Source organism: Paenibacillus sp. JT31N11 (assembly GCF_056269285.1).
In genome coordinates, this window is record NZ_JBWDNQ010000016.1 from 127514 (window position 1) to 140949 (window position 13436).

11 protein-coding genes are annotated in these 13436 nt (G+C 51.0%); 1 reads left to right on the forward strand and 10 read right to left on the reverse strand.

All coding sequences use genetic code 11. The features are described 5' to 3' along the window. Positions 1–169: 169 nt before the first annotated feature. From AC0YNV_RS33835 to AC0YNV_RS33860, 6 genes are all read right to left on the reverse strand, one after another. Positions 170–2038 (reverse strand): cache domain-containing sensor histidine kinase, encoded by a 1869-nt coding sequence (locus AC0YNV_RS33835; protein ID WP_475771978.1) that lies wholly within the window; start codon positions 2036–2038, stop codon positions 170–172. Next, complete coding sequence (locus AC0YNV_RS33840) at positions 2031–3668, reverse strand: response regulator (RefSeq protein WP_475771979.1); 1638 nt, start codon at positions 3666–3668, stop codon at positions 2031–2033. Before AC0YNV_RS33840 ends, AC0YNV_RS33835 begins: the two co-directional genes overlap by 8 nt. A gap of 57 nt (positions 3669–3725) precedes the next feature. After that, positions 3726–4979: an FAD-dependent oxidoreductase gene (locus tag AC0YNV_RS33845; RefSeq protein ID WP_475771980.1), complete on the reverse strand. Its 1254-nt coding sequence runs from the start codon at positions 4977–4979 to the stop codon at positions 3726–3728. Between the two features lie 63 nt (positions 4980–5042). After that, positions 5043–6602 (reverse strand): extracellular solute-binding protein, encoded by a 1560-nt coding sequence (locus tag AC0YNV_RS33850; RefSeq protein WP_475771981.1) that lies wholly within the window; start codon positions 6600–6602, stop codon positions 5043–5045. 75 nt (positions 6603–6677) lie between these two features. Beyond that, the gene (locus AC0YNV_RS33855; protein WP_475771982.1) at positions 6678–7553 is read right to left on the reverse strand and encodes a carbohydrate ABC transporter permease; all 876 of its coding nucleotides are present in this window, start codon (positions 7551–7553) and stop codon (positions 6678–6680) included. A 13-nt stretch (positions 7554–7566) separates the two neighbouring features. Continuing rightward, the gene (locus AC0YNV_RS33860; protein ID WP_475772014.1) at positions 7567–8481 is read right to left on the reverse strand and encodes an ABC transporter permease; all 915 of its coding nucleotides are present in this window, start codon (positions 8479–8481) and stop codon (positions 7567–7569) included. A gap of 399 nt (positions 8482–8880) precedes the next feature. Between AC0YNV_RS33860 and AC0YNV_RS33865 the strand changes: the two genes are divergently transcribed. After that, positions 8881–9693 carry a DUF6492 family protein gene (locus tag AC0YNV_RS33865; protein WP_475771983.1) on the forward strand — a complete coding sequence of 271 codons (813 nt, stop codon included), beginning with the start codon at positions 8881–8883 and terminating at the stop codon, positions 9691–9693. Between the two features lie 222 nt (positions 9694–9915). On the opposite strand, the gene AC0YNV_RS33870 is transcribed toward AC0YNV_RS33865, so the two are convergent. The 4 genes from AC0YNV_RS33870 to AC0YNV_RS33885 all read right to left on the reverse strand — a co-directional run bounded on the left by AC0YNV_RS33870 (position 9916) and on the right by AC0YNV_RS33885 (position 13345). Continuing rightward, entirely contained in the window at positions 9916–11325 is a 1410-nt protein-coding gene (locus AC0YNV_RS33870) for an MFS transporter (protein WP_475771984.1), read from the reverse strand. Between the two features lie 88 nt (positions 11326–11413). Beyond that, a complete protein-coding gene (locus tag AC0YNV_RS33875; RefSeq protein WP_475771985.1) occupies positions 11414–12220 on the reverse strand; it encodes a DUF6597 domain-containing transcriptional factor in 807 nt (268 codons plus the stop codon). Between the two features lie 49 nt (positions 12221–12269). Continuing rightward, positions 12270–12917 (reverse strand): pyroglutamyl-peptidase I, encoded by a 648-nt coding sequence (pcp, locus tag AC0YNV_RS33880; protein WP_475771986.1) that lies wholly within the window; start codon positions 12915–12917, stop codon positions 12270–12272. A gap of 236 nt (positions 12918–13153) precedes the next feature. After that, the gene (locus AC0YNV_RS33885) at positions 13154–13345 is read right to left on the reverse strand and encodes a hypothetical protein (RefSeq protein ID WP_475771987.1); all 192 of its coding nucleotides are present in this window, start codon (positions 13343–13345) and stop codon (positions 13154–13156) included. Positions 13346–13436: the final 91 nt, after the last annotated feature.

Genomic DNA, 13436 nt, shown 5'->3' on the forward strand with positions numbered 1-13436 from the left:
GGGAAGAATATACATTCTTATACTTTGTGAAAGACAAAATTCAAAAAAAACAGACCATCCATGATATTGATCATAGATGGTCTGTTTTGTATTACTCTATCATTCCCGAACATTTGCTGAAGAAGCTCCGGAAGTGGAGTCAAATCCATCTTCCCGTTTCGATTGACCTTCAGCTCTGTCTCGTCAGTTCGTCACGCTCGGCCTTCAAACGAACGGTAACCGTAGTCCCTGCGCCAGGCTGCGAAGAGATGCTGATCCCATAATGATCTCCGGCATACAGCTTAATGCGCTCATTAACATTAAACAGACCATAGGAGCTGCCGCTTCCGGAACCGTCGTTCCTGGCTTCGGGCATCGCCTCCGTCAGAAGCTGCCGCGACAGCCGCTCGTCCATACCGATACCGTTGTCGGACACGGTAAAGAGGAGATCCCCGCTATCCTCTCTTACCGAGATGACGATGGTGCCCCGTTTTCCTTTGGCTTTGCGGATCCCGTGCAGCAGCGCATTCTCGACGATAGGCTGAAGGATCAGCTTCGGCATCAGATAAGCATCCAGCCCCGGCTGGATCTCCAGCTGAAAATCGAACGTATCCGGAAACCGGCTCTGCTGAATTTCCAGATAGACCTGGGCCAGTCGGAGCTCGTCCTCCACGCTGACGATATTCTTGCCCTTGTTCAGACTGAGCCGGAAATATTTGGCCAGGCTGTCGATCATCTGGCTGATGTCCGCTGCTCCCTTGCCGATCGCGATCCAGTTGATCGTATCGAGCGTATTGTAGAGAAAATGAGGATTGATCTGGGCCTGCAGCGCCTGCAGCTGCGCCTCACGTTCATGAATTTGAGCCTTGTACTTCTCTTCGACAAGCGTACGCACCCGGATGATCAGATGATCGACGCTTCGTTCGAGCATGTGAAAATCGCCGTTTACGGGCGAGAGATCCTTCAGACTTTCCGTCCCCTCCTTGCGGATGACGGTAATGACATGATTCACCCTGCGGTTCATTCCCCGCACGATGATAGTCAGCAGGACAAAAGGCAGCAGGAGAAACAACGCGATATACTCCAGAAGCGAAGTCCATTCCGACCTTTGCGTCAGCTTGACCGCGCGCTGCGACAGCTGGGATTCGGTTCCTTGGGCAACCAGCTTCCAGCCGGTTGAAGGAAGTGTCGTATACATCACGTCATTGACCTCCGCATCCAGCTTGAGCGAGCCGCTGCCTTCGCTTCCCTGCTTCAACAGGTCCAATATGGACCGGTCAATGACCGTGCCGATCCGTGTCTTGTCAGGATGATAGACCACGGACCCGCTGGAATCCACAAGATATACCTGCGTGCCCGGCGAGAACTGGAGAGCCGATAGAATGTCCGACACCAGATTCTCCTTCACATCGACCATCAGCACGCCAGATACCTTATCGTAGTGATTGGGGTCCCGGAGCATGCGGGCTGAGGAAAATATATTCACATCTCCCACATCCAGGTAGGTTTCCTTGTAATCGCCCGTCCACACGATTCCTCCGTTGGCCTCGATGATGTCGGAGTACCAAGGTCTTCCCTTCAAGCTGTCCAGTGCGAAAAAATTGATCTTCTCTCCCGCATAAAGCTTCGATTTGTCAACGAACAGGCGGACATGGAACACGTCGGTATTCAACTGTACCGTATCGACCAGGTACCTCAAGTCCTTGATGACCTGCAGTTGAATGGCAATCGATTGGTCATCGGCTCCCACGGACAGGTAGGAATGGAGATTGGAATTCATGAATGCGGCGTCGCTCAAATCCTGAATATGCTCCAGCCGGTAAGAGAGATTGCTGCCCGCCTGCTTCAGCGCCTGCTGCATCGTCCGCACCACTTCGCCTTTCAGAATCATGGCCGAGCGCTCGTAATAGCCGTACAGGAAAACGGCCGCCGGAACCACGATCAGCAGCAGATAAGCCAGCAGCCATTGACGGGGAATCGTGAAGCGGCGGACGAGGCGGCGTAGCAGAGCGGCTCCGGCTGCCAGTAGACGCAGGATGGTTTTGACGGCTTTATACATAATTGTCCCGATAAACGCTCGGCGTTACTCCCGTTGCTTTCTTGAACAGCTTGGTGAAGTAGCTCGGATCCGTATACCCGATCGCATAGCAGATATCGTAAAACTTGTACTGGGGATCGCGCAGCAGCTCCTTCGCTTTATCCACCCTGACCTGAGTCAAATATTCGTTAACGGTCTGTCCGGTCTCCTGTTTAAACAACAGGCTGACATAGGTTGGCGTCAAATACACCGCCTTGCCGATATCGGCCACGGTCAAACCGCCGTCCGCATAGCTTTGCTCAATAATCGTCCGTACCCGTTCAACCAGATTAGCCACTTTGCCCGTCCGCTTCTCACGGATACGTTCGCAAACCGCGGACAAATGCGATTCAATCAGCTGCCGCATCTCGCCAAGCGTCTCCTGCTCGAACAACGCTTCCCACAGCAGGGATTCGGCCCCTTCCAGCTCGGAGGATTGCGCATTGAGCTCCAGCAGAAGCTGCCCTACCGCAAGCACGATCTGCAGACACACATTGCGCCCGTATTTCAATCCGTCCCGCCGGTTGCGGCTCAAGTCCGTGAAAATATGGTCGAGAACCTCCCGCAGCTTGTCCGGATCGGCAGCCTTCAATGCCGAAATGAGCAGCTCATTATGAGCCAGATCATACCTGTTGATACTGCTGGCATCCGTCTCGGGGATTTCCAGGCTGTCCATCGTGATAATCCGGTTTTTGCCCAGATACCATTTATGGTCAGCCGCCTCGCGGGCCTGCTTGTACGAGTGAGCCAGGTGGGACAGAGCGGCCACCCGGTCGCTAATGCCGATCGTAACGCTGATTTTAAGCCAGCGTTCCAGGTTATCGCGGATATCTCCGGCTAACGCAAACAACGCTTCCGCCGCATCCGGAACGTTATCGCCTTCCATGTCCATCCGCAAAACACCGACGAATTCGCCGTTTCGGTGTTCGAAGGTATACCCGCCGAGGTGGGTAGCGATCAGCTCCTGGCATATGTTCAGCACCGAATACCAAAGCAGCTGGCGATCCCGCTCCGAACGGCTCGCCATCACTTCGGCCAAGTCATCGACGGAGATGACGATTACCCAATAGGAAGCCTCGACGGGCAAGTCCAGCCCGAGAAATTCAAGCCGCTCGCCAAGCTCCACCTTCGGCACGCTGTTATCGATCAGCGACAACAGAAACTTCTCCCGCAGCAGCGGCATGCCCTCCTTCAGCTTGACCTGCAGGTCCTGTTTAAGCCGCTGCTCCGCCCGCTCCGCATCCAGATCCGCGACGACCCGCTTCATCACCGCGCTGAGCTCCTGCAGATTGACCGGTTTGAAGATGTAATCGACCGCGCTTACTTTCAAAGCGGATTTCAAATAATCGGCATCATCATGACCGCTGACAAAAATAATTTTGCACTGGGGATAATGCGCGGAGATTTGCCGGGACAACGTGATCCCATCCATGTTCGGCATGCGAACGTCCGTCAAGATAAGATCGGGCTGCTCCATCCCGATCATTTCCAGCGCAACGTCCCCATCGTCCGCTTCGCCCATCACTTCAATACCGAAGGAGGACCAGTTGAAATAGGTCTGCAAGCCGGATCTCACCGTCGGCTCGTCATCCACGATCAGCAATTTGTACAACGCTCTGTCCTCCTTTCCCACTCATTTGCGCTTCGCTCCCGTCACTCGTCCGGACTCTTATTCCCGCAAAAATCTGACTCCTTGATGTTCTAATATTTCATGCAATTTGTCTATTGAAATATTTCTCATCGAGCTGGATTCGTCCAGCGAAACGGCAGCCGCAGCGCCTGCAGCCTGCCCCAGCGCATAACAAGTCGCTTGTACGCGCATGGAGGACATGGCAACATGCGTTGCGGAGATCGCTCTTCCCGCCACGAGCAGATTGTCGATTGCGTCGGATACCATGCACCTATAGGGTATATCATATCCGCTGACTTTACGCTCATCCGTTGTTTTCTTCGCATCGGGACTATGAATATCGATCTCATAATTGGTCTGCGCGACCACATCCGGGAAGCGGGCCCCGCTCACCACATCATGCTCGGTCAGCGTATAGAGTCCCTCGATTTGATTCGTCTCCCGGACTCCGGTCTGCGGGGCAATATGGGATAAGACATAGGTTTCGAATCCGGTTTTCTGCAAGTAATACGCAATGGAGAACACCTGCTTCAGCGCTTCGGTCTCCGCATAATTGACATCCTCGATTTTGGCGCCGTTCGCTTTGACACGAGACATATTGACCAGCAGCGTGCCATCGTTATTTTGCTCCCAATACAATCTTCGTCCCTGCGGCAGATCTGTAACATCCCCGTAATCATAGCATCCTTCCGGCAATACGGGCGTGACGGGCTTGCCGGTATTTTGCATGGTGAACATCAAAGTCATCGGCTGCGTCAAGCCGTCTTCTTCCCGGCCGGCGTGATAGGGGACACCCGCATCGATCGCTGCCCTGGCGTCGCCTGTACAATCGATGAAGCAATCTCCCTCGAAAGCCTTCAATCCTTCCCTGGTCGATACGATAACCGCCCGGATCCGGCTGTCCTCCTGAATCGTTCCGATGAATTCGCAATGGTAAAAGACCTGCACCTGTTCCTTTTTCATTTTCCCGTTCAAATACTGCCGGAGCAGGAACGGCGAATACTGCGGCGCAATGGACTGATCATGATCCGGCGGCAGATATTCCGCCATCGTCTCCGAGATAATCTCCCGGTAAATTCCGGTTACATTGCCTACAGGCATAAATATGCTGACATTGGCGAGCGTCCCCATGCCGCCAAGCTGCGCCGATTTCTCCAGCAGTACGACCTTCTTGCCGCATCGCGCCGCGCTGATCGCCGCAGCCGTGCCCGCAGGACCGCCGCCGATTACAATGACCTCCGCATGCAGATACGTATCAATTTGACGCTTGAATGAATATTCCGTGTTATTCATAGCCAAGTCTCCTCCAATGAAAGAAAGCGGCAAGCTGCTAACCACCTGCCGCCGCCTATTCTGTTATTTTTGTAGGGTCGCGTACCAATCGTTGATTTCTTTCGCGCTTGCTTCTTCTCCGGCCGCTTTATATTTGGCCTGGAATGCTTCCAGTCCGGACAAGGATTCGGCACCCGCGATAAGCTTCACCGTATAATCGCCGACCATGGATTCCAATTGAAGATTGTTCTTGGCGTAATCCGGCATAAACGGCGCAAGACCAAGCTTATTCGGGATTTTGACCTCATCAGGCTGCTGGTTGTTCAGGAAATCGAATGCCTCGAACATAACCGGATTTTTGCGAACACGGGCCTGCCAGTACAAGGGATAATTGGTCTCGTCCGTTCCCGCCATATAGTTGTTCGCCAGATTGCGTTCATCAGTGAAGATCGGCAGGATTGGCGTATAAGCGCCGTTCTCAAACGTATAGTGCTTGCCTTCTTCCCCGATAGCCATATCCTTGAACGTCTCTGCATCCAGGCTTGCGTTGATCCATTTGATCGCGTCCTCCGGATGCTTGGAGGCTTTCGGAATGAAGGTCAGCCGGTCGAAGCCCGCATTAGCCGCGAAGCCCGCTTTGCCTGCCGGTCCCTTCAAAGCTGGAACGTAAGCGAATTTCGCATCCGGGAGATTCTTGATCATCGCATCGGAGATTGTCGGGATGTCGGCCCAGTGGACAATAATGGCGCCGGCTTTGCCGCTTGAGAACTTCTCTTTGGCGGTTGCATCTTTGTTGGCGACGAACTCCTTGTCAAGCAGGCCTTGCTTGTAAAGATCGGACGTATAAGCGATATAATCCTTGTAAGCCGGGTCGAGGAGCCTTGGAACCAGTTGTCCGTCCACATCGTTCCAGGTATTCGGCATGCCGAACGCGCCTACGATATTATCGAGCATCGGAAGGTCCCCCCTGATCGTAAGCGGCACATTCTGATCTCCGTTGCCCCCCGGATCCTTCTCCTTGAACGCCTTAAGAACGGTGACCAGCTCGTCTGTCGTTGTCGGCATCTGCAGGCCCAGCTTCTCCAGCCAGTCCGTACGGATGAGGATGCTGCTGTTTACGGGATAGGTGATCGACGTCGGAATCGCGTATAACTTGCCGTCGACCTTGAGGGCATCTATGGATTGCTGCGAAATCGACGTTTTGATATTAGGGCCGAATTGCTCGATGAGCGGGGTCAGATCGACCAGCGCCCCCTTCTGGGCATAATCCGAGTAGAGCGCCATATCGCTGGAAGTGGTGACGAGATCGTACGGTTCGCCTGAGGCCATAAGCAGATTGAGCTTCTCGGATGGCTTATCCTGCGGAAGCATGTCGTACTGCACTTTATATCCCGTCTTCTCCTCCAGCATTTTGGCAACAGGATAGGTATTGTAGTCTTCGTTCTGCCAGACGTCCAACCGCTTCAACGTTGGCTTGGACTCCGTGTCATTACCGGCTGTGCTTCCTTCACTTCCCGCATCTGCCGCCGTATTCGAATCCCCCGAAGCGTTCCCCCCGCCGTTGTTCGACGAGCAGGCTGCCATAGCCACAATAATAAATGCAGCCATGACCATAACCATGATTAACCTGGATCCTTTTCGCATTGTAAAACCCCCTGAATTTATTATATATCATTAAACTTTCAAAAAATCCCTGAAAGCGTTAATGCAAAAGTGCGCTCACCCTTTGACAGAACCGATTAATACGCCCTTGATAAAATATTTCTGCAGGAAAGGATAGACCAGCAGAATGGGAATGGTCGATGCAATGACCGTCGCCGATCTGATCCCTTCCGCCGGAACGTTCATCATATCATCGGCGCTCTTGTTCAAGGCCGAGGATGTATCGGCATTCATGACAATGTCCTGCAGATATAATTGCAGCGGCTTGAGCGAGGAGCTGTTGATATAGAGCATCGGATTAAAATAATCATTCCAGAAATAAACGGCGTAGAAGAGTCCGATCGTCGCCAGCACAGGTCCGCTCAGCGGAAGGATAATCCGGAACAGGATGGTGTAATTCCGCGCTCCTTCCAGCTTGGCGGATTCCTCCAGGCTCGAAGGAAGATTCTCGAAGTAGCTTTTGATAACAAGTAAATTGAATACGCTGATCAAGGCCGGCAGAATAAGCGCACCCAGATTGTTAATCAAGCCCAATTGGCGGATGAGCAAATAATTCGGAATGATGCCTCCGTTGAACATCATCGTGAAGATAAACAAGACAATGAGAACACCCATACCGGGAAGCTCCCGTTTCGACAGCGGATAGGCTGTCAGCGCCGTGATCAGCAGGGACGACAGCGTTCCGATCACGGTAATAAGCGCCGAAATGAGCAATGAATGAAGGAATTGACCGGAGGTTGCGACATAATGCAGCGTATCGAGCTGAAACCCCACCGGAATAATCCCGACTTTGCCTGACACGATTGCCCACTCTTTGCTTATCGACTTTGACAGCACATTCGCGAAGGGGAGCAGTGTCGCGAGCCCCATGACGATCAGGATGATATAAATCCCGCCATCCAGCGCATAGTCTCCGATTTTTTTGCTGTGCACAGTATCTAACCCCCTACCAGATGCTTCGCTGAAGAAATTTTCGACTGAGCATATTCCCGCCCATAATCAGCAGGAAGCCGACTGCGGAATTGAACAGGCCAACGGCCGTGCTGAAGCTGTAATCCTGCTGCCCCAGACCCATGCGGTATACGTACGTTCCGATTACGTCCCCGCTCTTGTAGACGAGAGGATTGTACATGGTCAGAATTTGTTCGGTCCCGGCTTCCAGCAGGCTGCCGATGCGCAGAATGAGCATCAGTATAATTATCGGCATGATGCCCGGCAGGGTGATGGACAGCATCTGTCTTATCCGGCCCGCGCCATCGATGGCAGCCGCCTCGTATTGTTCCTGCTCGATGCCCGCGATGGCGGCTATGAAGACAATAGCGTTCCACCCGATTTCCTTCCAGCCTGCCGTGAATACAACCACACTGCGGAATAATTGATTGTCGGTCATGAAGGAAATGGGCTGTCCGCCGAACGAACGGATAATCTCGTTGACGAATCCCCCCGAAGGCGAAAGGATGTTGATGAACAAGCCCGAAATAATAACCCACGACAGAAAATGCGGCAAATAAATAATGGTCTGGATCGTGCGCTTGAAGAACATCCGCCTTACTTCATTCAGAAGCAGTGCGATCACGATCGGAATCGGAAACAGGATTACGATCTTGTACAGACTGATCAGCAGCGTATTGGCAAGCACCTGCAGAAACTCATCCGAATGAATCAGCTTCTCGAATTGCGCAAGTCCCACCCACTCGCTGCCCGAAATGCCGCTAAAAATATTGAAATCCTGAAAGGCGATCACAATCCCATACATAGGCGCGTATTTAAACAATAGCAAAAAGATAATCCCCGGAAGCAGCAGCGCATACATGTCGAGATTCCCGCGGATCAGCCGCAGGCGGCCGCCTCTCTTTCCCATGCTGACGGCAGGCTTGCTATCGATCGAGATGTCGGCCTTACTCAAATCCATCACCTTCTTCTGTCTGTTATGTCTTTATTTTAAATAACCGGCTCCCGCCTGAGTAGAAGGCAATCCATCGATTTCTGGTGGTATTGTATAGTGTTTTATAGATTCTTATAGGGTAAGAAGAAACGGCTGAAGCCGTTCTTTGGCGGCGCAGCAAGTGAAACTTATACATTCTATAGGGTTAAGAAAAAGCCGCTCTTCTGCTGGAGAAAAGTCGGCTTTCATTAATGGCCCCGAGAAGATAGCTTACGATCCGAAATCCCCTCATTAGCCCCTTCCAGAATGGTTGCCTCCGGCATATATAAATGGAGAACAAACACATTGGACAAATGAAAAGGAGCGGATTCTCAGGTGCCATCGGGCGATGGAATCAAAATCGACGTCGTCATTCCGGCTATTGCCAAAGATTTGGGTACTCTTCCTCACGTGATCGAGGGCGTAAGGAAGCATGTGGCGCATCCTATCGGCCAGATCTTCGTCGTGGCGCCCGAAAACAAAAAGATCAAAGCTGTCTGCAAGCGCAAAGGCTGCACTTTTGTTCATGAAGACACCGTCCTCCCCCTTCGAAAAAAACATATCGTTTATCACTCCAAGAAATGGGAAAGGTCCGGTTGGTTGTACCAGCAGCTATTAAAGCTTGGGAGCAGTTCCTTCGTAGGTCAACAGCATTATTTGGTCATGGATGCCGACACTGTGCTTATCAGGCCTCACCGATTCTACGTGGACAGCAAACAAGTGTTTTATTGCCGGGGGTGGAGCCAGCCGGAGTATTTCGTCACCTACCGCAAGCTCCTTGGGAAGAAGGCTCCCCGTCCCCGCTCCTTCGTGACGCACTATATGATGTTTGACAAGGAGAAGATCGAGTCGCTGAAGAACAGGATCGAGGAAAGGCACGGAAAGAAGTGGTACAAAGCGATCATCGCAAGCATCAACCGCAAAAAGCAATTCGGGTTTTCCGAGTTCGAGACTTACGGCAACTATGTGTATTCGCTCAATCCCGGGAAAGTCCGTTTGAAGAGCGCGCTGAACAGAAGTCTGTTCTCCAGCCCGTCAGACCTGTCCCAATCGAAAATCAGCAAGCTGGCAGGCAGCTACCGTTCGCTTTCTTTTCATAAAAGAAAAGACTATATCCGGACGGAAAGCAAGCAATCTGCGAAAAATTAGGCCGTGCTGTAAAGCAGGGGCGTTCAGGAATCCAGCCGCCGATGCACGCCGGCCCGCGGGTTATCCGACGGTAAGTAAGGGGATTCGCGAAGGTGTTTCTTGAGTGATCAGCAGGATCTAAATCAAAGGAATACGTGACAAAGGCTGGCCTGATCAACCATGGAAAATCAGGCCAGTCTTGATCATATCCGGGCTCTTAGCGCGATGCCGGTCTTATCGAATTTAATTGCCGTGACTCTCAGCTCCTAGAGAGGAGGTTTGACTTGCACGCCGTGAAAATAAGAAATACATAAACGTACTGCAGAGTATAACCAGAATCATTAATAGCGTTAAATTGACAAACAACAACGGCTGTTTTCCCACAACGAATGGGTGAAGCTGAAATGTCAGGAAGGAGCCATCCAGCAGTTTAGCCGCGACAGCTGTTCCCAGCGCTTGCGCAATAAACATGCCTAGACTGAATATTCCCATGCCGATTCCAATCTGATCCCTGCGAAGCGTTGAGGACACGCTTTCGGTTATTGACGTTTGAGCAAAAGCATACCCCGTGTTCATGACCACCAAGGCCGCCGCTATCCACCATACCCATTGATCAATGCTAATCCAAATCAGTGCGAAGCCAAGAGAGATCAGACCCAAACCGGTGAACGTAACATACCTGGCCCCTCTTTTCACAACGATATCGCCAGCTATTTTCCCGCACAACGCTGCGCAGATTGCGCCAGGAAACATGATCACGCCTATTGTCTCGGCACTTAAAGCGTATATCTGGGACAGCATCAACGGCATTAGGAACATCATCGTCATAATGGCGCTGAACATTAGAAATCCGATAATAACACCGATTCTGTACAAGGGATTTCTAAAGAGCGCAGTTTCAAGAAATGGATTCGCTCGTACCCGGACATGAATGGCAAACCAAATGCCTGCAGCGAGACTACCCGCAAGGTACGCCACATTCAATCGTGTCAAAAACAACATTAATCCTGAGACCGTCAAACTCATAAGAACAGCGCCAAGAAGATCGAATTTCCCTTGCTTCTTCTCCTCGACGGGAAGAATTTTCAAGAAAAAGGGGATGGCCGCAAGCGTAAATACCGGAATTAAAAATAAGTACGCCCAGTGTACGAGACCGGTAATGTATCCGCCGAGTACAGGTCCTGCCGCAACGCCGAAGGAGAATGCCGATGTCACCAAACCAAACATTTTCTTGCGGCCTGTGGCCGTAAAATAGCGGGTAATGATCGTGTTGTTTATTGCCGGGATGGCTGAGGCCCCTAGTCCCTGAATGGCACGAAAGAGAATAACCGTGCTGTAATTGTCATGAAAAATAAAACCGAGAACAGAACTCGCGACATAAATGGCGATTCCAATCACCATAAGATGCTTGGGGCTGAACATGTCGCTAAGCCTGCCAAACACAATAGAGCCGATCCCAAAGAAAAGAATAAAGATGGTGACTACCCAACTGACTTGGGAAGGAAGTAAATGAAACTGCGCTGCAATACTCGGTGTAGACACATTAAATACCGTTTCATTCAAAACGGAGAAAAAGATGACATAGAGGAGCCAAGGCATAATCCGCCTTATGTCAGCTTCACCCGGTTGAGACGTAGTCTTGGATATCGACATTGAATGCCCCCTTTGAACTGGATTCAATGACTATATTAGACTTTTCCATGCCGTCAAAATAGTAAAAAACGGACTTCCTCAGTCCGTTCTACACTTGTTTGGGCAGTATCCCGTAATAACGCTTGAAGCTTTTAATGAAATGCGATTGATCATAGTAGCCGTATTTGACTGCAATGTCCGAAAAGCTTGAATATGCGCCGGTGCAAAGCTCCTGCAGGATGCTTTGAAATCGAATAATTCCCAGCATTTCCTTCGGGCTGAGTCCAAGCTCCTGAGCAAAGGTCCTTCTTAGATACCGTTCGCTGAAGCTAAGCTTGTCCGCCAGCTCCGATGTTGAAATACTCCCCTTAAAAGCATACATATATTTCATACTTGCGAGCAGCAGGGAATTGGGTGAAGTGCTGCTGGAGCATAATAAATATCGCAGCTTGCGTTCCATGATTTCAATCATGTCTGAGGCTGTACCGGCAGCTAAGATCTCCTCAACCATATACAGCCCTTCAACTCCCCATATCTCCTCCAGGAAGACATGCTGTCCGATAAATGCGGAGACGGGGAATTTCAGAATGGACTGCGCGGATTCCGAAAAAAAACGAATGCCAAACAAAGATCTGGCATCGGAAATATGCAAGACTTCAAATTGATCCATCAGTCCTTCGACAAAGGCGGCCTTCCGGGGGGCCGGCGACCGGCGGTCCACAATAATATCCACGCAGCCATCCGGAATGATCCGGTGTAATTGATTATCGACATCAGCATGAAAGTCAATGGTCCAATAACAACTGACATGCGATGCCAGTTGCTCGCACGGGGCATATTCCCGGTACCTGTAACCGGGGTGCTCCGGCTCCTGCTGAAATATAGGCGATTGAATAGGACGGTAATCACTCGTCATCTCCGCTGAAGCACCTCCCTGCCTAACCACTAATTATAAATCCTTTAATTTAATAAAGCTGACCATCAGCAGCGGCAATATCGCTATCGTACTGCACGCTTATGCTTGCGGCAATTTCAATTGCTTTCACCATAACGTCCAGGCTCATGCTTGGCAATTGCGGCCGTGCGACAGTTTGGACAGGCAGATAAGGTATATGAATGAAGCCGCCTCGAATATTCGTAAACTCCGTTGCGATCATATGCTGGAGTCCATAAAATAGATGGTTGCATACAAAAGTACCCGCGCTTTGAGATACAGAGGCTGGTATTCCGGCCTGGCGTATATGTGCTGCAATCGCCTTTACCGGCAGGGATGACCAATACGCTGCCGGACCGTCTACGACAATTTGCTCATCGATCGGTTGATTTCCCTCGTTGTCCGGGATGCGGGCATCGTCAATATTGATCGCCACTCGTTCGACCGCCATATCGCTTCGACCGCCGGCTTGTCCGATACAGATGACAACATCCGGCTTTACATCCAGAAGCATCTGCCTGAGTGCATAAATTGATTTTTTGAACACCGTCGGTATTTGCCTGACCTCCACCTCAAATCCTTCGTACATCTTAAGGTGAAAATGGCTGACCGCTTCCCAAGCGGGGTTAATCGCTTCCCCGCCAAACGGATCAAAGCCGGTTAGCAGCACTCTACTCATCCCATTCCCTCCACAGTCTGGCTTATCTCTGCGCATCTCGCGGCATATTGCAGCATATTGCGGGGCCACCAAGCATCAGCAGGATACATGTTCACAGTACCTCAATCATACACTATTTTCTCTGCGGACAGACCAATCATAAACAATAGAAGCAAGACAAAGGAGCAGCACAGATGCTCCTTTGTCTTGTTAATGGACATGAATCGGATCTCTTGAATCGGGTTTGATGTCCGTTTTTAAACGCGGTTACGATTACGGTTGCGATTGCCATGACGCTGCTTCTGATTCAGCAGGACCGCAACCCCCATAATGATTACGCATGCGGCAGAGCCTATTTCGTAACCTTGTTCTCTTGCTCCCAATAGTCCGCCGATTTCTCCCACTGCAATCATACATAGCCCGCAAATCATGCCTGCTTTTCCGATCATTCTGAACACTCCCTCGTTTTTCTTATGTACTTATCTTAACGCATCGCCTATTCACAGATTAGTAGCAGTTATCATGAATATGGCATGACAA